This window comes from Candidatus Thiodictyon syntrophicum (assembly GCF_002813775.1).
GTDB classification, from domain to species: Bacteria; Pseudomonadota; Gammaproteobacteria; order Chromatiales; family Chromatiaceae; genus Thiodictyon; species Thiodictyon syntrophicum.
On sequence record NZ_CP020370.1, the window covers coordinates 4,842,994 to 4,865,362 of the forward strand.

General features: G+C 63.7%; 20 protein-coding genes. 13 read left to right on the plus strand and 7 right to left on the minus strand.

The annotated features are described in order from the left end of the window. Window positions 1–62: 62 nt before the first annotated feature. From THSYN_RS20445 to brxL, 6 genes are all read left to right on the plus strand, one after another. Window positions 63–1,139 carry an Rpn family recombination-promoting nuclease/putative transposase gene (locus THSYN_RS20445; protein ID WP_236848629.1) on the plus strand — a complete coding sequence of 359 codons (1,077 nt, stop codon included), beginning with the start codon at window positions 63–65 and terminating at the stop codon, window positions 1,137–1,139. Window positions 1,140–1,232: 93 nt separating this feature from the next. After that, on the plus strand, window positions 1,233–2,468 hold the full coding sequence (locus THSYN_RS20450) for an AAA family ATPase (protein WP_100920752.1): 1,236 nt from the start codon (window positions 1,233–1,235) through the stop codon (window positions 2,466–2,468). Window positions 2,469–2,562: 94 nt separating this feature from the next. Further along, complete coding sequence (locus THSYN_RS20455; protein WP_100920753.1) at window positions 2,563–2,862, plus strand: nucleotidyltransferase domain-containing protein; 300 nt, start codon at window positions 2,563–2,565, stop codon at window positions 2,860–2,862. Between the two features lie 159 nt (window positions 2,863–3,021). After that, a complete protein-coding gene (gene pglZ, locus THSYN_RS20460; RefSeq protein ID WP_100920754.1) occupies window positions 3,022–5,628 on the plus strand; it encodes a BREX-1 system phosphatase PglZ type A in 2,607 nt (868 codons plus the stop codon). Between the two features lie 378 nt (window positions 5,629–6,006). After that, the gene (locus THSYN_RS20465; RefSeq protein WP_100920755.1) at window positions 6,007–6,378 is read left to right on the plus strand and encodes a GxxExxY protein; all 372 of its coding nucleotides are present in this window, start codon (window positions 6,007–6,009) and stop codon (window positions 6,376–6,378) included. A 325-nt stretch (window positions 6,379–6,703) separates the two neighbouring features. Continuing rightward, complete coding sequence (gene brxL / locus THSYN_RS20470) at window positions 6,704–8,728, plus strand: protease Lon-related BREX system protein BrxL (RefSeq protein WP_100920756.1); 2,025 nt, start codon at window positions 6,704–6,706, stop codon at window positions 8,726–8,728. Between the two features lie 21 nt (window positions 8,729–8,749). On the opposite strand, the gene dnaQ is transcribed toward brxL, so the two are convergent. The 3 genes from dnaQ to THSYN_RS20485 are packed head-to-tail and all read right to left on the minus strand — an operon-like array spanning window position 8,750 to window position 10,720. Beyond that, complete coding sequence (dnaQ, locus tag THSYN_RS20475; protein WP_100920757.1) at window positions 8,750–9,478, minus strand: DNA polymerase III subunit epsilon; 729 nt, start codon at window positions 9,476–9,478, stop codon at window positions 8,750–8,752. An 11-nt stretch (window positions 9,479–9,489) separates the two neighbouring features. Next, window positions 9,490–9,921, minus strand: a complete 432-nt coding sequence (gene rnhA, locus THSYN_RS20480) for a ribonuclease HI (protein ID WP_100920758.1) — start codon at window positions 9,919–9,921, stop codon at window positions 9,490–9,492. Further along, a complete protein-coding gene (locus THSYN_RS20485) occupies window positions 9,914–10,720 on the minus strand; it encodes a methyltransferase domain-containing protein (RefSeq protein WP_100920759.1) in 807 nt (268 codons plus the stop codon). Before THSYN_RS20485 ends, rnhA begins: the two co-directional genes overlap by 8 nt. Before the next feature lie 305 nt (window positions 10,721–11,025). Here THSYN_RS20485 and THSYN_RS20490 point away from each other — a divergent pair, with 305 nt between their 5' ends. The 3 genes from THSYN_RS20490 (at window position 11,026) to THSYN_RS34185 (ending at window position 14,039) form a co-directional block, all read left to right on the plus strand. After that, entirely contained in the window at window positions 11,026–12,477 is a 1,452-nt protein-coding gene (locus tag THSYN_RS20490) for a transglycosylase SLT domain-containing protein (protein ID WP_236848630.1), read from the plus strand. 344 nt (window positions 12,478–12,821) lie between these two features. Beyond that, window positions 12,822–13,388, plus strand: coding sequence for a L,D-transpeptidase family protein (locus tag THSYN_RS20495; protein ID WP_100920761.1), 567 nt, complete (start codon window positions 12,822–12,824; stop codon window positions 13,386–13,388). A 333-nt stretch (window positions 13,389–13,721) separates the two neighbouring features. Then, window positions 13,722–14,039 (plus strand): hypothetical protein, encoded by a 318-nt coding sequence (locus THSYN_RS34185; RefSeq protein ID WP_157817816.1) that lies wholly within the window; start codon window positions 13,722–13,724, stop codon window positions 14,037–14,039. 62 nt (window positions 14,040–14,101) lie between these two features. Here the strand turns inward: THSYN_RS34185 and THSYN_RS20500 are convergent, their stop codons facing one another. The 3 genes from THSYN_RS20500 to THSYN_RS20510 all read right to left on the minus strand — a co-directional run bounded on the left by THSYN_RS20500 (window position 14,102) and on the right by THSYN_RS20510 (window position 18,516). Then, window positions 14,102–15,865: a B12-binding domain-containing radical SAM protein gene (locus THSYN_RS20500; protein ID WP_100920762.1), complete on the minus strand. Its 1,764-nt coding sequence runs from the start codon at window positions 15,863–15,865 to the stop codon at window positions 14,102–14,104. Between the two features lie 261 nt (window positions 15,866–16,126). Next, window positions 16,127–17,392 carry a PilT/PilU family type 4a pilus ATPase gene (locus THSYN_RS20505; RefSeq protein WP_216644597.1) on the minus strand — a complete coding sequence of 422 codons (1,266 nt, stop codon included), beginning with the start codon at window positions 17,390–17,392 and terminating at the stop codon, window positions 16,127–16,129. Window positions 17,393–17,478: 86 nt separating this feature from the next. Then, window positions 17,479–18,516 carry a type IV pilus twitching motility protein PilT gene (locus THSYN_RS20510; RefSeq protein WP_100920763.1) on the minus strand — a complete coding sequence of 346 codons (1,038 nt, stop codon included), beginning with the start codon at window positions 18,514–18,516 and terminating at the stop codon, window positions 17,479–17,481. Between the two features lie 221 nt (window positions 18,517–18,737). Between THSYN_RS20510 and THSYN_RS20515 the strand changes: the two genes are divergently transcribed. The 4 genes from THSYN_RS20515 to THSYN_RS20525 all read left to right on the plus strand — a co-directional run bounded on the left by THSYN_RS20515 (window position 18,738) and on the right by THSYN_RS20525 (window position 21,949). Beyond that, on the plus strand, window positions 18,738–19,547 hold the full coding sequence (locus tag THSYN_RS20515; protein WP_100920764.1) for a CBS domain-containing protein: 810 nt from the start codon (window positions 18,738–18,740) through the stop codon (window positions 19,545–19,547). A gap of 123 nt (window positions 19,548–19,670) precedes the next feature. Next, window positions 19,671–21,215: an ATP-binding protein gene (locus tag THSYN_RS20520; RefSeq protein ID WP_100920765.1), complete on the plus strand. Its 1,545-nt coding sequence runs from the start codon at window positions 19,671–19,673 to the stop codon at window positions 21,213–21,215. Then, window positions 21,196–21,372, plus strand: a complete 177-nt coding sequence (locus THSYN_RS34190) for a hypothetical protein (RefSeq protein WP_157817817.1) — start codon at window positions 21,196–21,198, stop codon at window positions 21,370–21,372. Before THSYN_RS20520 ends, THSYN_RS34190 begins: the two co-directional genes overlap by 20 nt. A gap of 1 nt (window position 21,373) precedes the next feature. Beyond that, window positions 21,374–21,949 carry a hypothetical protein gene (locus tag THSYN_RS20525; RefSeq protein ID WP_100920766.1) on the plus strand — a complete coding sequence of 192 codons (576 nt, stop codon included), beginning with the start codon at window positions 21,374–21,376 and terminating at the stop codon, window positions 21,947–21,949. Between the two features lie 58 nt (window positions 21,950–22,007). Here THSYN_RS20525 and THSYN_RS20530 read toward each other — a convergent pair whose 3' ends face one another. Continuing rightward, window positions 22,008–22,364 (minus strand): phospholipase D-like domain-containing protein, encoded by a 357-nt coding sequence (locus THSYN_RS20530; protein WP_157817818.1) that lies wholly within the window; start codon window positions 22,362–22,364, stop codon window positions 22,008–22,010. Window positions 22,365–22,369: the final 5 nt, after the last annotated feature.

Consider the following 22,369-nt stretch of genomic DNA (forward strand, 5'->3'; position numbering starts at 1 on the left):
GTGTCCATCTGTGTCATCTGTGGATAATAAATAGCTTTACGGAGTCCTGAGCCCCCGCCGCCATGCCCCGCCCCCCTCGCCAACGTCCGCCTGTTCGCCAGCCTGCCGCGTCGGCACGCGCGCCGCAGGACGGCTCTTACAAGCACCTGTTCTCCCATCCCGAGATGGTCGAGGGCCTGCTGCGTGACTTCGTGCAGGAGGACTGGCTGGGGCTGATCGATTTCACCACCTTGGAGAAACAGGGCGGGAGCTATGTCACCGACGACCTGCGCGAGCGCGAGGATGACATCATCTGGCGGGTACGGGTAGCCGGGGAATGGCTCTATGTGTATTTGCTGATCGAGTTCCAAAGTCAGGTCGACCCTTGGATGGCGGTGCGGGTGATGGTCTACACCGGGTTGCTTTACCAGGACCTGATCAAGAGCGGTGCGGTGGCGGCGGGTGAACGCCTGCCGCCGGTGTTTCCGCTGGTGCTCTACAACGGCACCGGGCGTTGGACGGCGGCGCGCGACATCGCCGAGCTGATCGTTCCGCTGCCGAACGCTTTGGCACGCTACTGTCCCCAGCACCGCTATCATTTGATCGACGAGGGCCGGATTGGCGTGGAGACCTTGGACCAAGCCGGCAGTGTGGCGGCTGAACTGGTCCGATTGGAGGTCCTGGCAACCGACGGCCCGGACGCGGTGCGCCCGATCCTGCGTCGGCTCAGCGCCCGGTTGCAGGGGCCAGGCTACGCCAGCCTGCGCCGGGCGCTATCTGTATGGTTCGCGCGGGTCTTACTCAGGCGACTGATGCCTGACGAGAAAATTCCGGAACTGCATGATTTAGTGGAGGTTGAGACGATGTTGGCCGAACACGTTGAAGAGTGGACGCAGAAGTGGAAGCGGGAGGGCATCCAAGAGGGCATACGGGAGGGCATTCTGGAAGGCGAGCGCAGAGGCGAGCTGCAAGGCAAGGCCGATGCCTTGAAGCGCCTGCTCCGGCGTCGTTTTGGTGAGCTGCCGCAGTGGGCGGATGCCCGCATTGACACAGCAACCCTCGACCAAGTTGACGGCTGGCTGGACGGTATGCTCCAGGCCTCGACTCTGGAGGGTCTGCTCGGCGGTCAGCCTCCGGAGTCTCGACGGCCCGCAGGCTGACCAATGGAAGTCCAACGCAAGCATCCCGGAGGGCCAGTTCGACGCGCTCCCGCCCGCGCGGGAGGAGATGGGGAAATTCGGGGAAGACAGCCCATGAAATCCACTGACAGCGGGACTCGAACGCGCCCCGATGACGGGGAGAGCGTGGCTATCCCCATGCGCTTGACCGGGCTCAGCGTTGACAACTTCAAGTCGCTGGTCGATTTCAAGCTCGCTTTGGCGGACTTCACCTGTCTGATTGGTTTGAATGGTTCCGGGAAATCGACCGTCATTCAAGCCGTTGATTTCATCGCCTGCTTGTTCAAAGGGCGGATGTCGCGGTGGCTGGAGCAGCGCCAATGGAGTCCCGCCGACCTGAATTCCAAGCTGATCCGAAAGAGCAATATCACTGTCACCACCGGATTGCGGCAAGGGGACGAGGTGCTGAACTGGGCGGCAAGATTTAATCGCACGTCGCTGAAATGCACTCAAGAAGTGGTCAGGACCGACCAGCGCATCATCTTCGCCGTCGATGACGGCAGCTATGCGATTGCGGACGAGCACGGGCAAATGGCCCGGACAAAGATCACGTTCGAGTACGAAGGGTCCCTGTTGTCCCAACTCAAGGACGAAATGCTTACTCCCCAACTTCTTGCTCTCAAGCTGTTTTTGCAGAACACTGTAGCACTGGACGTGCCGGCGCCACAATTCCTCAGAACGAAGACGTCATCGCGCCATGGGGGCCGCGGTTCGGCTGGCGAGTGCCTGCCGGCGTTCCTTCACGAACTTTCGGCGGCGCAGCGAACGGCGTTGTTGGCGCAACTTCAGGCGTGCTATCCGCGATTGACCCACTTCGTCATCCGTTCACTAGGTGCCGGCGGGAAGGAGTTGAACATCAGTGAGCAGTTCGGAAACACCCAGCTTTACACCGAGGCCAAACACGTCAACGACGGCATGTTGCGGCTTATGGCAATACTTGCTGAGATTCTGACGAAACGCGAGTTTGTGCTTTTCGATGAAATCGAGAATGGTATCAACCACGAATTGGTGGAATTTCTGCTCGACACCCTTGTGGGCTCGCGGCAGCAGGTACTGATAACGACCCACAGCCCGATGATCCTCAATCATCTGGATGATGGTGTGGCGCGCGCGGGTGTCCACTATCTCTATCGAACGCCGGAGGGCTACACAAACTCAGTTCCCTTCTTCTCGATACCCTCAGTCTCGGAAAAGCTGGATTTCATGGGGCCGGGGGAGGCATTCGTCGATACCAACTTGACCCGACTGTACGAAGAAATCCAGGCGATGCAGGAAAACGAACTGGGGCCGGACAATGCTGATTCTCGTTGATGCGGTATTCATCTACAAGGTGAGTTTTCTCTTCATCTGTGAACATCTGTGTGCATCTGTGGATAATCTTTTCCTCACTTTGGGGCATTGAAACATGCGCCTGACCGAAGCACAGATCGGCTCGATTCGCCGCATCATCGGCGACGCCGCAGGACCGGCGGCCCAGGTGCGGGTTTTCGGGTCGCGCCTGCACGACGACGCGGCCGGCGGGGATCTTGATCTCTTGATCGAGTTCCCCGCCGCGGTCGAGCACCCGGCCGCGCTGTCGGCTCGGTTGTCGACGCGCATCTCTCGCTCGCTGTATGGCCGCAGGGTCGATGTGCTGCTCCTGGCTCCGAACCTGCGCCGATTACCCATCCACGAGATTGCGCCGCATGAGGGACAGCCGTTATGACCTTGCCACCTGCCACCGCCCAGCGTCTGCGATTTCGGACTTATCCACAGATGTCACAGATGTTCACAGATGAAGAGAAAGAATCTTATCTGTGTTCATCTGTGACATCTGTGGATAACGAATTCCTCCTGATCGACGAATAGGCGTAGCGGTTTACCAATGGATAGTCAACGTATCGAAAGCGCGCTGAAGGATCAGTTCGTCGCGCAAGGCCATCGCATCGTGTTCTGGAACGACCCGGAGCGGGAGTTCGAGGAGATCCTGCCTGAACTCGAGCTGGATGATGTGACCCTGTTGCGCCTCGACCAGGTCTGCGGGCTGGAGGTCAAGGTCCGCCTGGAGTTGACGGATACCCGGGGCCGCTATCTGCTCTATGCCCCGTGCGAGCCGCCCGAGGTCGAACAGGACTGGCTGCTCGACGTCCGCCTGTACAGCGCGAGCTTCCGGGCGGACCGCGCCTCAATGATGCTCAATGAACTTGGTTTGACCCAGCAGTCGTTGCGCCTGCACCTGGCGGAGCGGGCGCGGTTCTTCACCAGCCGGGACCGGCTGGAGCGGCTGAAGCGGCTCGTGAACCCCACTGACAACGCGCTCGACATCGACCGCAAGATCATCGCGGTGCTCGCCAAGTCCGATCAGCCGGAGTTCTTCAATGTCCTGATCGCCTTGTTCGATGCCCTCCCGGAGGGCCAGTTCGACGCGCTCCCGCCCGCGTGGGAGGAGATGGGAAAATTCGGCGTCCAGGCGGCCTTCTGGGACCTGGCCGGGGGCCAGTTCGGTTACCAGGAAGGGGCGCCGACACTCAAGAACCTGCTGATCCGGCTCTTGGTGTCGGATCTCAGTCACGCCTGCCGCGGGCCGCTTCCGGAGGGCCTCAAGCCGCTCACGCTGGGGCGCCAGGGGGCCGCCAATGCGGTGGTCTGCCTCGCCCAGTGGCGTGACAGCAGCACCCGGGGGCCTTCCTATGAACGCCTCTCGGCCGGTGTGGCGGATGCGGTGAAGCTCACGCAACACTTGGGGGCCTTGGAGATCGAGGCCCTGGCCGAGGTGAAGACCTTCCTGCTGGTCGAGCAGGTCATCGCCAGTCGTTTGCGCGACCGGGTGCTGGAGACCGCGCAGAGCATCAAGCCCCAGGCCGTCCGGGCCATCGCCGCGCACCGGCAGGACGGTTACTGGGCGTCGCGGGCGCTACCGGACACCCCCCATGCGCCACGCCGCTCACTGTACGCGGTCTACGAGGCCCTGCAGACCGCCGCGGACCTGTTCGACCTGCGCAACGCGCACCTCGGCGGTTTGGCGCAACCGAACGCGCAGGCGCTGCTGACCGCCTACACGGGGGGCCTGTATCGCTTCGATCAGCTCTATCGCCAGTTCTGCGAGGCCGCGGATTACGCGGAGTCCCACGACTGGGATATCCTCAAGTCCTTGCGCAAGGAGGTCGAGCAGGTCTATGGCGCGGGCTTCGTGGCGGAGTTGGCGCTGGAGTGGAACAAGCATCTGGGGACGGGTCTGCTCGGGTCCTGGCGGATCGACGGGCTACCCAATCAGCAGACATTCTTTGACCGGGAAGTCGGGCGTGTGCTGGCAAAAGGGACCGACCGCCGGGTCTTCGTGATCATCAGCGACGCCCTGCGCTTCGAGATCGCGCAGGAACTGAACGGCCTGCTCAACGGCAAGTACCGCTTCGACGCGAACCTGTCCGCCCAGCTTGGCGTGCTGCCGTCCTACACGGGACTCGGTATGGCCGCCTTACTGCCCCATCAGGCGCTCGACTATGACGAGGGCGGCACCGTGCGGGTCGATGGCCTGCCGTGCGGTTCGCTGGAGCAGCGGGGTCGAGTGCTGGAAGCGGTGCAGGGCGTGGCGGTCCGGGCCGAGGTCTTCATGGCCATGAAGAAGGACGAGGGGCGCGCCTTCGTCAAGCCGTACCGGGTGGTCTATGTCTATCACGACCAGGTGGACGCGGTCGGCGACAAGGCATCGACCGAGGGGCAGACCTTCGGCGCGGTGCGCAAGGCGATCAATGAACTGTGCGATCTGGTGAGCAAGATCATCAACAGTCTCAATGGCAATCACCTGGTCATCACCGCCGATCATGGCTTCCTGTTCCAGGAAACACCGCCTGGTGAGACCGACAAGAACACCCTGGCCAGCAAGCCCGCCAGCACCCTCCTGGCCAAGAAGCGCTATCTTCTGGGTCGAAACCTGCCTGCCAGTGACCAAGCCTGGCACGGCACCACCGCGGTCACCGCCGGGGCCGGCGGCGGCATGGAATTCTGGGTGCCGAAGGGCGCCAACCGCTTCCACTTCGTCGGCGGCTCGCGGTTCGTGCATGGCGGGGCCATGCCGCAGGAGGTCGTGGTGCCGATCATCCGCGTGCACCACATCAAGGAGACGGGCAGCGCGGCCAAGACGCGGACGCGCACCGTCGGCGTGAGCGTCCTCGGCAGCAACTTCAAGGTCACGACCAACCGCTGTCGCTTCCAGTTGATCCAGACCGAGCCGGTCGGCGAGCGGGTCAAGCCGGTCACGCTGAAGGTGGCGATCTACGACGGCGCGGACCCAGTCACCAATGTCGAGACCCTGACCTTCGACAGCCCCTCGACCGACATGAACCAGTGGAAGAAGACGGTGAGCCTGACCCTGGAGGGGCGGCGTTTCGACAGCAAGAAGGTCTTCCAGTTGATCCTGCGCGACACCGAGACCGGGGTGGAAGAGGCGCGCTTCGACGTGACGATCGACCTGGCCTTCATTAACGACTTCTGATCCACAGAGGGTAACGATGGAAGGAAGAATTTTGTCCACAGATGAACACAGATAAGAGGGCTTGCCAGGCTCCGGCCAGTATCCGCCGGGTATTCCGGTAGACAAGTTTTTCAAAGATGACACAGATGAACTCAGATATTTCTCTTCATCTGTGAACATCTGTGTCATCTGTGGATAATGATCTTCACTTACGAATCGTCGGCGACAAGAAAGAGATTGTCCACAGATGACACAGATGGACACAGATGAAGAGACGGGCGCTGCATTTATCTGTGTTCATCTGTGTCCATCTGTGGATAAATTCTTCGTCTTTCTTTGCCTGAACCCGGAACCTCTGTGGATAATCATTCTTCTTTACCCCATTTGGAGAGAATATCAGTGGATAGAGAAACGGACCCGCAGACCTTTGCGATTATTGGTGCGGCGATGGCTGTTCATTCGGAGTTGGGGCATGGCTTCCTGGAACGGGTTTATCATGAGGCTTTGACCTTGGAGCTTCGGCGAAGAGATATTCCGTTTCAGACGGAATGTCCGATCCCGATTTTTTATAAAGGCGAAAAGCTGTCTGTGGTCTACCGCGTTGACTTGGTATGTTTCGAGGCAGTGCTCGTCGAAATCAAGGCACTGTCCGCAATCAGCGGCGGGGAGAAAGCCCAGTTGCTCAACTATCTGAAAGCGTCAAGACTCAAACGCGGCCTCATCCTCAACTTCGGCGCGGCCAGACTCCAATACGAGCGCTTGATATTCTGATCCGCAGATGACAAGAAAGAGATTGTCCACAGATGACACAGATGAACACAGATGAAGAGACGCGCACTGAATTTATCTGTGTTTATCTGTGTCCATCTGTGGATAAATTCTTCGTCTTTCTTTGCCTGAACCCGGAACCTCTGTGGATACCGTCGATCTTGACGGCGTGGTGGCGTCATCATGCGTCCATCGATGATAAGAAGGAATCGGTCCACAGATGACACAGATGAACACAGATGAAGAGAAGAATTTATCTGTGTTCATCTGTGTCATCTGTGGATAAACTCTTAATCTTCATTCGCCTGACTGTACAGCTTCTGTGGATATGAATGACTTAGATGGCTTGTTGAACCGGCATTTTGCCGGCAAGGTCGTGCGCAAGGATCTCACCAAGCTGATCAAGGAGGGGGCGAACGTCCCTGTCTACGTGCTGGAGTACCTGCTCGGCATGTACTGCGCGTCGGACGACGAGGCGATCATCCGCGATGGCATGGAGACGGTGAAGACGATCCTGGCCGAGAACTATGTGCGGCCGGATGAGGCGGAGAAGGTCAAGTCCAAGATCAAGGAGCGGGGCAGCTACAAGGTCATCGACAAGGTAACGGTGCGGCTCAACGAGCGCCGCGACCTCTACGAGGCCCTGCTGTCGAACCTGGGGGTCAAGGATGCCGTGATCCCGGGAAGTTACGTGAAGCAGTTCGAGAAGCTGCTGGTGGGCGGGATCTGGTGCATCGTCACGGTTCAATATTTCTTTGAAGAGGGACAGAAGGGTTCGCCCTTCACCATCGGCGACCTCAAACCGATCCAGATGCCCAACATGGACCTGGCGGGGCTGTTCGAGGGACGCCTGGCGTTCTCCGAGGCCCAGTGGATCGATGTCCTGTGCCGTTCCACCGGGATGGAACCGGCGAATCTGACCGAGCGGGTCAAGTGGCACCTGCTGGCGCGGATGGTCCCCTTCGTCGAGAACAACTACAACTGCTGCGAGCTGGGACCGCGGGGGACCGGCAAGAGCCACATCTACAAGGAGATCAGCCCCAACAGCATCCTCATCTCGGGCGGCCAGACCACGGTGGCCAACCTGTTTTACAACATGGCGCGCCGTCTCGTGGGGCTGGTGGGCCTGTGGGATGTGGTGGCCTTCGACGAGGTGGCGGGCATCTCCTTCAAGGACAAGGACGGCGTGCAGATCATGAAGGACTTCATGGCCTCGGGGTCCTTCGCCCGCGGGCGCGATGCCATCCAGGCCTCGGCGAGCATGGTGTTCGTGGGCAACCTCAACCAGCCGGTGGACACCCTGGTGAAGACCAGCCACCTGCTGGCGCCATTCCCGGAGTCGATGATCGACTCCGCCTTCTTCGACCGTTTCCATGCCTACATCCCCGGCTGGGAAGTCCCGAAGATGCGCCCGGAGTTTTTCACCAATCAGTACGGGCTGATCACCGACTACCTGGCCGAGTTCATGCGTGAGATGCGCAAGCGCAACTTTTCCGATGCCATCGACCGGTATTTCAAGCTCGGCAACAACCTGAATCAGCGCGACACCATCGCCGTGCGGCGCACCGTCTCGGGCCTGCTCAAGCTGCTCTATCCCCACGGGGCCTACGACAAGGAGGCGGTGCGCCGCTGCCTGGAGTACGCGCTGGAGGCGCGCCGCCGGGTGAAGGAGCAGCTCAAGAAGATCGGCGGCATGGAGTTCTTCGATGTGCACTTCTCCTACATCGACCAGGAGACGCGCGACGAGCGATTCGTCAGCGTACCGGAGCAAGGGGGCGACAAGCTGATTCCGGATGGCCCGCTCAATCCGGGCGTGCTGCATACCGTGGCTACCGGCGCCAGCGGTCATCTGGGTCTCTACCGACTGGAGACCCAGACCACGGCCGGCAACGGCCGGTTCAATGTGTCCGGCCTGGGATCGAACAGCGGGGCCAAGGAGGCGGTGAAGGTCGCGTTCGACTACTTCAAGGCGAATCTCAGCCGGGTCAGTGGACTGGCAAGGGCCGGCGATCACGACTATCACCTGCATGTCGTCGAGTTGCACAACACGGGGGCCACCAGGGCGATGACTTTGCCGAGCTTCGTCGCCTTGTGCTCGGGGATCATGCAGAAGCCGCTGCAAGGGCAACTGGTCGTCCTCGGCGACATGAGCCTGGGCGGGAGCTTGATCCCCGTGGAGAACCTGGCCGAGTGCCTGCAAGTCGCCTTCGACTCCGGCGCCAAGCGGCTCCTGTTGCCGATGGCGAGCGTACGCGACATCGCGACCATCCCCGGCGAGCTGTTCGCCAAGTTTCAGACCTCGTTCTACGCGGACCCGGTGGATGCGGCGTTCAAGGCGTTGGGGGTGGAGTAGGTAGCGCAAAGGAACGGTTCACTAACCGACCGGTTCCTCCGCCAGCCACAGACACCCCTCGCTACTCGCCCTGTCGATGGCAGCCAGGCGGGCGCCGTGGGCGGTCTGGGCCTGGGCATCGGCCGCCACCACCCGCAGCCGCGGTCGCAGCGGGTCCAAACGCCCGCGTTGCGTCACGGCCTTGCGGCCCCCGGGCTCGAACTGCGGCTCCCCGCCCAGATGCATGACCACCTGCCCGCCGGTCATGGCCAGATAGACGTCGGCCAGGATCTCAGCGTCGAGCAGCGCGCCATGCAGGTCCCGGTGGGAATTGTCCACACTGTAGCGCTTGCACAGCGCGTCCAGGCTGTTGCGTTGGCCGGGGTGCAGGCGGCGCGCCAGCGCCAGGGTGTCGGTGACCGCGCACAGGGCATTGATTCGCGCCCCGTCGTCGCGCCAGCGCTTGAGTTCGCTGTCGATAAAGCCGCAGTCGAAGGCGGCGTTGTGGATGATCAGCTCGGCCCCCGTCACATACTCCAGGAAGGCCTCGGCAATCTCCGCAAAGCGGGGCTTGTCGCGCAGCGACTCGTTGGTGATTCCATGGACTTCCACCGCCGCGGCGTCGATCTCCCGATCCGGTTGAAGATATTGGTGGAAATTGTTGCGGGTCAGCCGGCGATCGATCAGCTCGATACACCCGATCTCGATCAGGCGGTGGCCTTCCCGGGGGTCCAACCCAGTGGTCTCGGTATCCAGGACGATCTGACGCATAGTTCAGCCTCTCAGCGCGGGATGCCCTGGTTGGCCAGGCGGTCGGCGCGCTCGTTCTCGGCGTGACCGGCGTGGCCCTTGACCCAGTGCCAACTGACCTGGTGGGGGGTCAGGGCGCCGTCGAGCCGCTCCCAGAGGTCCCGGTTCTTGACCGGCTGGCGCCCGGCGGTGAGCCAGCCGTTGCGTTTCCAGTTGGTCATCCACTCGGTCACGCCGCGTTTGACATACTGGGAGTCGGTGGTGACCTTGATGCAGGTTGGCCGCTTGAGCGACTCCAGCGCGGCGATCACGGCCATGAGTTCCATGCGGTTGTTGGTGGTCGCACGCTCGCCCCCGCACAGTTCCTTCTCGATCGCACCGTAGCGCAGCAGGACGCCCCAGCCCCCGGGCCCGGGGTTACCCTTGCAGGCGCCGTCGGTAAAGGCCAGAACCGGCTCAGACATCGTAACCACCGCGGGCACAAGGGCCGCCCCGGCCGGCCCCCGACAGACCCTGGCGGGTGCTCGGCTCCATCGCCCCGCCGGCCAGCAGCGCGTGGCGGGCGCTCCACGACGGCCGCAACGGGGTCAGGGTAGAGACACGCTTCACCGCCTTGATCGCGTAGACACCACCCAGGGCCGGCCACAACCCCCGCCCGAGGGCATCGAGCACCGCCAGGCGGCGCCCCTGGGCGCCGCGCATGGGCGGCCTGAACATGAGTTGTTTGCGCACTTCCACATCGAACCCCAAGAGTGACAACCAGTCTTCGACCCGGTACGTGGTAAGAAAGCGCCCGCACCAGGGCACGCGCCGGCGCGACCGGTACAGCAACCGCAGCAGGCCCCAACTGCTGAGCGCATTGAACCCCAGGATGATCACACGCCCCTCGGCGATCAGCACCCGCTCCACCTCGCGCAACACCAGCCGCGGGTCCGCCGCGAAGTCCAGGGTGTGGGGCAGCAGTATCGCATCGACGGCGTCGGCGGCCAGCGGCAGCGCCTGCGGATTCGCCACGACTTCCAGGCCGTGCGGTCCGTTCGGCAACTGGGCGGGCACCAGCACCCGATGGCGGATGCGGCTCGCCGCCAAGACCTCAGGGAAGCAGGCGCCGACGCCGATCTGCACCAGGTAGTAGCCGAAGGTATCGTGGAGCAGTTCCATCAGGCAGTCCCCCTCCCTGGCCGCCACCTCCCGGCCAAGGGGCGTGCGGTACCAGTGCTCGAGACTTGCGAAGGAAGAGCCTGGGCCTCTGCAACCGGTCATTCAATTGCCTCTATGAGGGCGCGGTAAAACGTGAAGGGGCCGCAAGCGCGCGAACCCGGCCCGCGCCGGCGCCCCCCAACGTCAGGCGCAAGACCACGGCGCACCGGCGCTCGCAGGTCCCCGAAGGCCGCCCATGGTAGCCGGTAACGGGCGCCCTGTCCCCGTACCCCCAGCGCTCATGCCCGGGTCTAAGGTCTGGTAATGACCGCCAGGTTTGCGTATCATGACCCGTATAACTCGTGAGAAGCGATTTAAACCAAGCACTTACGCTTGGCTCCGGGGGTTCGATGAGATCTTTTACACGCATGGCGCGTCGCTCAGGCACGCCTTTTTCCATTTTTCTTGCCGCGCTTGCCGTCTCCGGCTGCGCCACCAAAGAGGCCCGCTACACCGCCGGTGAGGACGGCTACGGCAGTCTCGTTTCCGCCCGCGAATATGGTTACGTCCGCCCCGCCGGGGAGGCACCACGCGGCACCCGCCCGGGGCGCAGCCCCCAGGGGTCGGGCGCCGATTTGTGGACGCGTGTACGCGCCGACATGAAGCTCAATCTCCACGCCAACGGGCGCATCGACGAGAAGGTCAGCGCCTTCCGCCGCGACCCGCAATTCCTGGCGAAGCTCTCGGAACGGGCCAAACCCTATCTCCATGTGGTCATCGGCGAGATACAACGGCGTGGGCTGCCGGCCGAACTGGCCCTGCTCCCCCACATCGAGAGCCGCTACAACCCAGCGGCCACCTCCCCGGTGGCGGCCGCCGGCATGTGGCAGTTCATGCCCTACACCGGCCGCGAGATGGGCTTGCGCCAGGACGCCTGGCAGGATGAGCGGCGCGACGTCATGGCCTCCACCCGCGCGGCCATGGACTATCTGCAACAACTCCAGCGACGCCTGGGCGGCGACTGGGAACTGGCCATGGCGGCCTACAACTGCGGCCCGGGCCGGGTCGAGTCCGCGCAGGCGGCCAACCGTGCACGCGGCCTGCCCACCGACTTCTGGTCCCTGAACCTGCCCAACGAGACCAAGAACTACGTCCCCCAGATCCTGGCGGCCGCCCGCATGGTGGCAGAGCCGGCGCAAAACGGGGTGCACCTGCCGCCGGTGCCGAGCGCGCCCCAATTGGAGGTGGTGCGCACGGATCGGCCCGTGGACCTGGCGCGCGTCGCCGCGGCCAGCGGTATCGGGCTCGCACAGTTGCAGACGCTCAATGCCGGGCTCAAGCGCGGCCAGACATCCCCGCAGGGTCCGGGACAATTGGTGGTCCCGGCCGGAACCGGCACGCGCGTCACCGCCGCGCTGCCCCAGTCCCGGGTCATGGCGGCCACGCCGCTCGCCGTCGCCAACCCAAGGGCGGTCGCCCAGGCACTTGCCCGACCGAGCACACCAGCACCGACGGCTAAGTCCGCGACCACCGTCTATGTGGTCAAGGGCGGTGACACCCTCGCGTCCGTCGCCCGCGCCCGCAAGGTGGACCTGACCGAACTCGCCGAAGCGAACGCGATGCAGCCGCGCGAGCCCCTGCTCCCTGGGCAGAGCCTGCGCATCCCAGGCCGGGACAGCGCCGACCCGGGCGGCGGCATGACGGCCGCCAACCTGGTCAACCACCGGGTGCGCAAGGGCGACTCCCTGGATGGCATCGCCCGCCGCTACGACGTGAGCGTCGGCGACCTGATGCGTTGGAACCCGGTCGCGGCCAACGACCTGCGCCACGGCGGGGTGATTCGGATCTATCGGCATGGCCCGGAGTTCGCGTCCTTGTAATGGGCGATCAGACGGGGCGGTCGGCTCCCCAACGGGGGAGGCCGAAACGGCCGCTCCGGGAGCGCGGGCGCAACGCCCGCGCTTGCAACCCGGAACCGACCAGGTTGCCACACCGGCGGTCGCGGTAGGGAACAGCTACCGGACATTCTCACGGACCGGTTGTCGTTGTCGTTGTCGTTGTCGTAATCGTGGTCGGATTATTCGATTACGACAACGACAACGACAGCGCACCCGGGATCTCGGTCACCACGTCAGTTCTGATCGCACCCTGGCGATAGCGCCAGCCGTGCCAGGTGGGTAAACTAGGCAACACCTTAACTTCCCCTCGCAACCAGCTGGTCAACATGCGCAATTTCTACCGTTCACTGCTCTTGCTCGGCGCCCTTGTCAGCCCACTCGCCGCCCACGCCTTCTCCCTGCCCTGGCTGAGCAAACCCGCCCCGCGGCCGCCCGCGCCCGCCGCCGCACCGGCCGCGGCTGAGCGCACGGACGCACTGCCGCTCGCCGACCGGATCCTCGTCAAGAAATCGGCACGGCGTCTCTATCTGATGCGGGGCAACACCGCCTTGCGTACCTACAAGGTCGCGTTGGGTTACCAGCCGACCGGCCACAAGCGCTATCAGGGAGACGGGCGTACCCCAGAGGGGCGCTACTTCATCGATCAGCGCCGCGACCGGAGCAAGTACCGCAAGGCCTTGCGTATCTCCTATCCAAGCCCGAGCGATCGCCTGCGGGCACGGGTGAAAGGCAACGACCCGGGCGGTCTGATCATGATCCACGGCACCCCCACGGCGGGCAGTGAGAAGCGCTCCGGCGATTGGACCTTCGGGTGCATCGCCGTCACCAATATGGAAATCGACGAGATCTGGTCACTCACGACCCAGGGTATCCCGGTCGAGATCCTGCCCTGACGGCCGGCACGCATCGGCACGCATCGACAATCCCGGAAAGCGCAGTCATCCACAGATGAACACAGATTATCACAGATGATTCATTAACTTACACTTGACCGGGGACTGACCTCGCCGGTGCCTGAAACAATAGCGATAAGCGCATGACAAGCCGAAGAAAATCTGTGTTCATCTGTGTCCATCTGTGGATTATAGGATGATGCGCCCGCGTCGCCCGCCCGCTGATCCGCGGGGCACTGTTGGGTTTGTGACGCCCTACCGCCGCTTGCGGTCCCGCTTTGCTGTGGTTTGACTATCCGCATCCAGGGCCGGGCGGACTGCCGCCGGAGCGAAATGTACGACCGTAACGATAGCGCACAGACCATCGAGCCCAAGGTCCTGTACCTCGGTACCGACCCCAAGCTACCCAAGCGTCTCGCTGCGCTGCTCGCAGAACAGGGGATCGATCTGCGCACCGCCGACGACCATGACGCGGCGGCCCGGCCTGCTACGGGACCCAAGTACCTGGCGCTGATCCTGGAGACCGCGCTGCTCGCGCCCGGGCCTCGACGACCCCGCCCTGATCGGCCCGGTTTGGGCCAGCGGCGTGCGCTATGCCCAGGGCACCCTCATCCAGCCCCCGCTGGCCCAGCCGATCTTCGACTGGGATGAGGTGGTGGTCGGGTAGTGCCGGGCCTGACCTGATCGTGCAGGAATAGGCCGCCGGCAAGCGCCTAGGTGCCGCCGAGGACCGCCTTACGCGAGCGCCGCTTCTGCACAAACTCTCGGGCCGCCGCGGTGGCGGTAAAGAGCGCCAGGTGTTCGTCGCCCGCCTCATCCACGGGTGCCATGGCGGCGTCCGTATAGGTACCGGCCGGCTCTGCCAGGACCTGGGCCAGGATGCGTTGGTAGCGCCGGTGCATCAGATAGGCCCCCGCGTACTTGCGGACGAACTCCAGCGCGAGTTTGGGGTAAAAGACGGCCGGGTGCTCGATGGGCAGTCCCGGGCGTCGCTCGCGGCGGCGCTTGATGCGCAACAGGCCGCCCTCCAGGGGGTGGAGGCGCTCATAGACGATCGGGGCGTGGAAGGCGAACAGCTTACTCATCATGTGCTTGGGGTCGTAGCCCCAGACGCGGGCGCGGCGCAGCACCGTGGCCACATGCGCGGGGCTGTAGAAGCGGTCCCAGGCCTCGCGATAGATGCCCAGCCATTCGTCCGCGCTCATGAGCGGGTGGTCCGTGGTGACGTGTTGGGTGTCGTAGTTGTTCATGTCCGGGTCCAGCCGGACCCCGGCCTCCACCAGGCGCTGGTGGTCCAGGGAGCCGGGCAGCGGCGTGAGGATAAAGAACTCCAGGATATCCACGGGCAACTCGCGCTGGATGATGGCCAGGTCGCGCCGAATGGTCTGCGGGGTGTCGTTGGGGAACCCCAGGATATAGCCGGCATAGGTCAGGACCCCGGCGCGGTGCCAGGCCTGGAGCATGGCGCGGTAGTCGGTGATCTTGTTCTGGCCCTTCTGGGCGCTCTTGAGCGCATCCGGGTTGATACTCTCCATCCCCATGAAGATGCGCGTGACGCCGGCCTTGCCCGCCTTCTCGATGAAATGGGGGATGCGGTGCGATTGGGTGTCGGCCTGGATGACCAGCTGCAGGACGATCCCCTGCCCCTGGAGCGCAATGAGCCGGTCGAAGATCGCCTCCCACTGGGTGTTGCGGGCGAAGTTGTCATCCGTGATGAAGAAGTTCGTGATGCCCTGGGCCCAGTTGGCGCGCACCAGGCGCTCCACGTCGTCGGCGTCGCGATGCCGGGACTTGCGGCCCTGGACGTTGATGATGGTGCAGAAGCTGCATTGGTAGGGGCAGCCGCGCCCGGCGTCGAAGCTTGCCCGCCGGCCCATGGTCAGGCGCACCCGGTCGGCGGGCAGGATGGGCGTGGGCGTACCGGTCATGTCCGGCAGGTCCAGGAGATAGTTGTAGAGCGGCTTGAGCCCCGCCCCCATCAGGTCCTGTAACATCCCCTCCAGGCGCCCTTCCAACTCCCCGGCGAAGAGCGTGATGCCGCCGTCCAGGGCCTGCTGTAACTCCACCGGCCGCTCCTTCAACATCGCCAGACAGCCGCTCACATGGAAGCCGCCGATCGCCACCGCCACGCCCAAGGCGCGGAAGCGGCGGGCCAGGTCCAGCGCCCGGGGATACTGGTTGGTCTGCACCCCGACCAGCCCCACCAGCACCCGAGCGCCGCCGGCCTGAAGCTCCCGCACCAGGCGGGCGGGGTCGACCCGGCTGTTGGTCTCGTCGAGCGCCCGCACGCGAATCTCGACCTCGGGGCCCAGGACGCGGCGCTGCGCGCAGTCCAGGGCGATGCCGTAGACCGTGGCCAGGCTGTTGGCCGGCAGAGAGGAGCGCCACCACTGGATCACATAGCCGTCATCGTCGTAATGCGACGGCTTGATCCAGAGAATGTGGACGAGGTTGGGCGGTGTCGTGCGCGCGGCCATAGCGGAACCATTGAGTTGAGGGGCGGCGGATGCGCCGGAGGAAATCGGGGGGGTGAGGTAACAAGTCAAGCACAAACGCCATGGTTGTCGTTGTCGTAATCGGACAACAGATGCAATTCGGGGTGCGAGAGAATCCAGGGCGTTACGATAACCTCGATTACGACAACGACAACGACAACGACAACGACGCTGCAGCTACTCCCTAATGGATTTGCCCTGATAGACGTGGTTAACCTCTTAGTGAACCGTTCCTCGGGGGTACTAATCACCCAGCCGCAACGGCATCCCGTCGTCCTCCTGCTCGATGAGCGAGATCTCCGAGATGGCGCGCGTCATGGCGTCGTGCTGCTCGCCGCCGCCCTGCAGCTTGATCATGAGCCGGACCTCGTTCGCCGAGTCGGCCAACCGTAAGGCCTCCTCGTAGTTGATCTCCCCCTCCTGATAGAGGTCATAGAGGGCCTGATCAAATGTGACCATCCCCTGCTCACGGGATTTCTTCATCAGTTCCTTGAGCTTATGGACCTCGCCCTTGCGGATCATGTCGGCGGCCAGCGGGGTATTGATGAGGATCTCGATCACGGCGCGCCGCCCCTGACCGGACTTGCGCGGGACCAACTGCTGGGCGACGACCGCCTTGAGGTTCAATGACAGGTCCAGAAAGAGTTGATTGTGCGCCTCCGAGGGGAAAAAGTTGATGATGCGGTCCAGGGCCTGGTTAGCATTATTGGCGTGCAGGGTGGCGAGCACCAGGTGCCCGGTCTCGGAGAAGGTGATGGCATACTCCATCGTCGCCCGGGTGCGGATCTCGCCGATCAGGATCACATCGGGCGCCTGGCGCAGGGTATTCTTCAGCGCCACCTCGAACGACTCCGTATCGACGCCGACCTCGCGCTGGGTGATGATGCACCCGTCGTGGTCGTGGACGAACTCGATGGGGTCCTCGATGGTGATAATGTGGCCGGTGCTCAGATGGTTGCGGTAGCCCACCAGGGCCGCAAGCGAGGTCGACTTGCCGGTCCCGGTCCCGCCGACGAAGATCACCATGCCGCGCTTGGTCAGGGCGAAGTCCTTCAACGTCTTCACGACCGGCGGAAAGGTCGGTTCCTCCTTCGGCGGCGGCGGGCGAACGCCTCCCTCCTGCACCTGTGGGGCACGCCGGGGTGCCTCCCGCGGCGCCGGCGGCGGCATGAGTTCCTCCAGCGTGGGAATCTTGGTTTCGATCCGGCGCAGCACCATGGCGGCGGCGTCGCGCTGCACCAGGGCACTGACGCGGAAACGCCCGAGCGTGGGCCGATCGATGGCGAACTGGCACTCGTTGGTCTTCAGAAACTCGGCCTTCTGACGCTCGTTCATGAGCAGGAAGACCAGGTCCCGCACCTGCTCCGCGGTGAGCTTGTCCTTGGCCGCCGGGCGCACCACGCCGTCCACCTTGATGCTTGGGGGCCAGCCGACGGTGATGAACAGGTCCGACGCCTTCTTCTTCACCATCATCGACAGCAGTTCTTCCATCGCCTGTTTCAGGTCCATGGTCAGTACCTTGAAGCGTTTAGGGTTAGGCAGGCGGCCGCCGGTGCGCGCGCGGGTGGCAGGGTGAACCGAGGGCGGCGGCGCGCCTACATGAAGTCGTCCTTATTCTGGGCCTTGGTCTTGGCATCCTTACGAGAAATCAAGCCCTTCTGCACCATATCCTTGAGATTCTGATCCAGGGTCTGCATTCCGTGGGCCTGGCCGGTCTGGATGGCCGAGTACATCTGCGCCACCTTGGCCTCGCGAATCAGGTTACGGATGGCCGGGGTGCCGATCATGATCTCGTGGGCGGCGCAACGCCCGCCGCCGATCTTCTTCAGGAGCGTCTGGGCCACGACCGAGCGCAAGGACTCCGAGAGCATGGAGCGCACCATGTCCTTCTCCGCCGCCGGGAAGACGTCGATGATACGGTCGATGGTCTTGGCCGCGGAGGTGGTGTGCAGGGTGCCGAAGACCAGATGGCCGGTCTCGGCGGCGGTCAGCGCCAGCCGGATGGTCTCCAGGTCACGCATCTCACCCACCAGGATGATATCCGGGTCCTCGCGCAGCGCCGAGCGCAGGGCCTCGCTGAAACCCAGGGTGTCCTTGTGCACCTCGCGCTGATTGACCAGACACTTCTTGCTGGTGTGCACGAACTCGATCGGGTCCTCGATCGTGAGGATGTGGGCGTACTCGTTGTCGTTTAAGTGGTCCACCATGGCCGCCAGGGTGGTGGACTTGCCGGAGCCGGTCGGCCCCGTTACCAGCACCAGGCCGCGCGGGACGTTCACGATGTCCTTGAAGATCGGCGGGGCCTTCAGGTCCTCCAGGCTCAGGACCTTCGACGGGATGGTGCGGAAGACCGCCGCGGCGCCCCGTTTCTGGTTGAAGGCGTTGACGCGGAAGCGCGCCACCCCTGGGATCTCAAAGGAAAAGTCGGTCTCCAGGAACTCCTCGTAGTCCTTGCGCTGCTTATCATCCATGATGTCGTAGACCAGCGAGTGCACGGTACGGTGTTCCAACGCCGGAACATTGATGCGACGCATATCCCCATCCACCCGGATCATCGGCGGCAGGCCGGCCGAGAGATGGAGGTCGGAGGCGTTGTTCTTGACGCTGAAGGCGAGTAATTCTGCGATGTCCACGGCTAACTCCGGTTCGGTCCAGGGGACGCCGGCACGGGTCGGAGAGGCCCGACGCGGCCCAGTTCCCCAAGCATAACCTGAAATCGACGCTGATCGCTGCCGGGAAGGCACCGCAATCTTGACGGACACGCCAAGCCCGGCTATCGTGGGGGCTTAAGCCGTCGCGCTTTTAGTCTTAGTCGCTCGGTGATCGATATTACTGGCTCTGGGAGTGCCCGCACTTGCAACCGTCCCCATCTGCTAACGGTTCCGTCGCCGCGGGCCTGCTGCCCACGACCCTGGCGGACATCATGACATCCCCGGCCACGGCGGTTCCCGCGGACTATTCGGTCCAGTGGGCGCTGTCCGTGATGCGCGGGCAACGCATCAGCGCCTTGGTGGTGACGGACGCCGAGCGCCCCGTCGGCATCTTCACCGAGCGCGACGCGGTGCGCTTCGCCGCGCAGCACCGGGACCCCGAGGCGGTACCGGTCAGTGAGGCGATGCGCACGCCCCCGCTCACCGCCCCGACCGACACGGCCGTTCGCGACGCCTACCACCTGCTGGCCGAACGGCGGGTCCGCCACCTCATCGTCACCGACCAAGCTGGCCGGGTGGCGGGGATCATCAGCGAAGCGGACCTGATCGACCGCCTGACGACGAAGGACCTCCTGGCCGATACCGACGTGAACGCCATCATGACCCGCGGGGTGGTCACCCTGCCCGAGGACGCGCTGGTGCGCGAGGCCGTCCGCGTGATGGCCGACCGGCACCTGGGCAGCGTGATCGTCGAGCGTCACGGCCGCCCGGTCGGGATCGTCACGGAACGCGACCTGGTCCGCCTGGGCGACGAGGGCGTCGACCTGGTCGTGACCCATATGAGCGGGATCATGAGTCACCCGGTCCAGACGGTGACCGGCGCCACCCCCCTGACCGAGGCGATCGCGCGCATGGAAGAGGCGCGGACCCGCCGACTGGTGGTGGTCGACGAGTCCGGCACCACGGTCGGCATCGTCACCCGCCACGACATGTTCAAGGTGGTACACGACTGATCAGGGTGGCCCCGCCCGCGCACTGGCGGGGTCCGTCGCGACCACGATGACCTCGGACCCGGGGCGGGCACCGCTACCGTGGCCGCCGACTCGTCGGTCTGAGGGGCCTCGCTAAGCGTCACCATGACCCGTCGCATCCTCCCCATCGGCATCCAAACCTTTCGCGAGATCCGCGAGAGCGACTGCTACTATGTCGATAAGACCGGCTTTGCCCTGCAGTTGATCGAACAGGGCAAGTATTATTTCCTGTCGCGCCCGCGCCGCTTCGGCAAGTCACTGTTCCTGGATACGCTCGCCGAGGTCTTCAGCGGCACCGAGGTACTGTTTCGCGGGCTCCAGGCGCACGGACGCTGGGACTGGGGGCGGCGCTATCCGGTCGTCCGGCTGAGCTTCGCCGACGGCGTCCTGCGCAGCCGCGTCGAACTGGACGAAAAGATCGGTGAACTGCTGACCGACAACGAGACCAGGCTCGGCGTCAGGAGCCCCCACCGCAGCATCTCCGGACGCTTCCACGGCCTGATCAGCGCGGCGCACGCCCAGCACGGTGAGCGCGTGGTGGTCCTGGTGGACGAATACGACAAGCCCATCCTCGACAACCTGACCGACCCGGACGCCGCGCGCGAGATTCGCGACGGGCTGCGCAACCTCTACTCGGTGATCAAGGGCGCCGACGCCGACATGCGCTTTGCCTTCCTGACCGGGGTCAGCAAATTCAGCAAGGTCAGTCTCTTCTCGGGGCTCAACAACCTGCGCGATATCACGGTTTCGCGCGACTACTCGGCCATCTGCGGCTATACCGAGGCGGACCTCGACCAGGTCTTCACCCCCGAGCTCGCGGGTCTCGACCGCGACCTGATCCGCACCTGGTACAACGGCTACAACTGGACCGGCGAGGCAGTCTACAATCCCTTCGACCTGTTGTTGCTGTTCCAAGAGCGCCAGTTCCGGCCATGGTGGTTTGAGACCGCAACACCGACCTTTCTGATCGATGTCCTGACCCAGCGCCAGGTCTGGCTCCCCGAACTGGGCCAACTGGAAACCGACGCCGCACTGCTCTCAGCCTTCGATGTCGACCGCATGAGTACCGAAGCCCTGCTGTTTCAGTCGGGCTATCTCACCATCGATCGCGAGGAGTTCATCAGCGGAAGCTATTTTTACCGCCTGCGCTATCCTAACCGCGAGGTCTACCAAAGCCTCAACACCGCCCTGCTGGAGGCTTGGACCCCGGCCGCCGCGGCTGACGGACGCCAGCGCAAGTCGCTCTACCGCCTGCTTGAAGCCAACGACTTCGCGGGCCTTTCGCAGCACTTCACCGCCTTCTTCGACGGCATCCCGGGCGACTGGTATCGCAACAACCCCATCGCCCGTTACGAGGGCTATTACGCCAGCGTCTTCTACGCCTGCTTCGCCTCGCTCGGTCTGGACCTGACCCCGGAGGAGAGCAGCAACGCCGGACGCCTGGACCTGGCCCTGCGCTTCAATGACCAGGTGTATCTGTTCGAGTTCAAAGTCGTCGAACTGACCGCCGCGGGGGGCGCGCTCCAGCAGCTCAAGGACCGCGGCTATGCCGACCCCTACCGGGCGAGCGGCCAGCCGATCCACCTGATCGGCGTCGAATTCAGCCGCAAGCGGCGCACGGTGGTCGGGTTTGAGGTCGAGAGTTTGTGAGGTCCGGATCACCGCGGATGAGCAACAGCCCCTGTGGGACCTGGCCTTCGACAGCTTCAACCGCAAGCTCGATGCCGGTGAGCGGGCCCTGGGCCAGGCATTCGTCGATGTCCTGACGCTGTTGCCCGAACTGTCCCTGAACCTGGTGGAGGTTTGAGATGCTGGAGATCCTGGCACTGATCCCCGAGGAGGGCTGGGCACTGGTGCGCGATGGCGGCCGAACCCTGCTGATACGGCCGCCCTACACCCTGGCCGGGCGGCGTGCGGTGGACTCCGACGAGGTCGGCCGCGCCATCGCTGTCCATGGCTTCTCGGTCCCCACGAGACAATCCCAGTTCGCGGGCCGGTCCAGTCTGGTGGCCCGTCTGAACGCTCAGGTCGAACAGTCCCGGGCGCAACAAGGCCAGGCATTGGAGGCGGACGGGCTCGGGGAGCGGCTGCTGCCCCATGCACCGGCGCCGATACTCCAGCGGTTTCTAGATCGCATCGAGTGCGAACTGTTCCCGAACCCCGCCTCCTGGGACGCGGCGAACTGGCTGGTGCTGGCGATACTGCCGCTTCCCCGCGTACGTGAATCAACAGAACTAAACCAACGGGCAGTGGGCTTGTTGAGTCGCGTATTGGCAGCGGAAGCCGCCCGCAAGGCAGCATTGTCCAGTCCCGTAGGATGGGTAGAGCGCAGCGAAACCCATCCTCTGCGTGGCATGACGCACTCAAATCTGACGCACTCTTGAACCGCAGTAGCATAGGACTTTGGTGGTGCGTCCATTAATGATTGGCAACTCCTCTCGGTTACACCAACCAATGAGTTATTGGATATTGGCTTGGCCGAACTCTTTGAGTGCCCCCGAGCTTGTCGAGCACCTTTTGGCCGAGGGCCTCCGCTGCCGCGTCGTGTTTGGCGAATTGCTTATAGAATTCTCTGTAGATCGCCAATTGGGCGTCGGTGGGCACGTCCGCCCCGTTCCAATAACCTTCAAAGATCGCCCTGAGTTCGACAAACCGGTCGTCGCTCGAATCGACGCTGATGACGACCTCTTGGTTTTCCCTGAGTGCGGACCGCGTGAGATTGGCGGACCCGACCAAGGCCACTACGTCGCCGAAAATGTAGAGCTTTGGGTGGAAGCGGGGGCTCGTGTAGACACGCAATTGGA

Bases quoted from the DNA above. Each gene is read 5' to 3' on its own strand.
- THSYN_RS20445 (WP_236848629.1), top strand. From the start codon at position 63: ATGCCCCGCCCCCCTCGCCAACGTCCGCCTGTTCGCCAGCCTGCCGCG.
- THSYN_RS20450 (WP_100920752.1), top strand. From the start codon at position 1,233: ATGAAATCCACTGACAGCGGGACTCGAACGCGCCCCGATGACGGGGAG.
- THSYN_RS20455 (WP_100920753.1), top strand. From the start codon at position 2,563: ATGCGCCTGACCGAAGCACAGATCGGCTCGATTCGCCGCATCATCGGC.
- pglZ (WP_100920754.1), top strand. From the start codon at position 3,022: ATGGATAGTCAACGTATCGAAAGCGCGCTGAAGGATCAGTTCGTCGCG.
- brxL (WP_100920756.1), top strand. From the start codon at position 6,704: ATGAATGACTTAGATGGCTTGTTGAACCGGCATTTTGCCGGCAAGGTC.
- dnaQ (WP_100920757.1), bottom strand. From the start codon at position 9,478: ATGCGTCAGATCGTCCTGGATACCGAGACCACTGGGTTGGACCCCCGG.
- rnhA (WP_100920758.1), bottom strand. From the start codon at position 9,921: ATGTCTGAGCCGGTTCTGGCCTTTACCGACGGCGCCTGCAAGGGTAAC.
- THSYN_RS20485 (WP_100920759.1), bottom strand. From the start codon at position 10,720: ATGACCGGTTGCAGAGGCCCAGGCTCTTCCTTCGCAAGTCTCGAGCAC.
- THSYN_RS20490 (WP_236848630.1), top strand. From the start codon at position 11,026: ATGGCGCGTCGCTCAGGCACGCCTTTTTCCATTTTTCTTGCCGCGCTT.
- THSYN_RS20495 (WP_100920761.1), top strand. From the start codon at position 12,822: ATGCGCAATTTCTACCGTTCACTGCTCTTGCTCGGCGCCCTTGTCAGC.
- THSYN_RS34185 (WP_157817816.1), top strand. From the start codon at position 13,722: ATGTACGACCGTAACGATAGCGCACAGACCATCGAGCCCAAGGTCCTG.
- THSYN_RS20500 (WP_100920762.1), bottom strand. From the start codon at position 15,865: ATGGCCGCGCGCACGACACCGCCCAACCTCGTCCACATTCTCTGGATC.
- THSYN_RS20505 (WP_216644597.1), bottom strand. From the start codon at position 17,392: ATGGACCTGAAACAGGCGATGGAAGAACTGCTGTCGATGATGGTGAAG.
- THSYN_RS20520 (WP_100920765.1), top strand. From the start codon at position 19,671: ATGACCCGTCGCATCCTCCCCATCGGCATCCAAACCTTTCGCGAGATC.
- THSYN_RS20525 (WP_100920766.1), top strand. From the start codon at position 21,374: ATGCTGGAGATCCTGGCACTGATCCCCGAGGAGGGCTGGGCACTGGTG.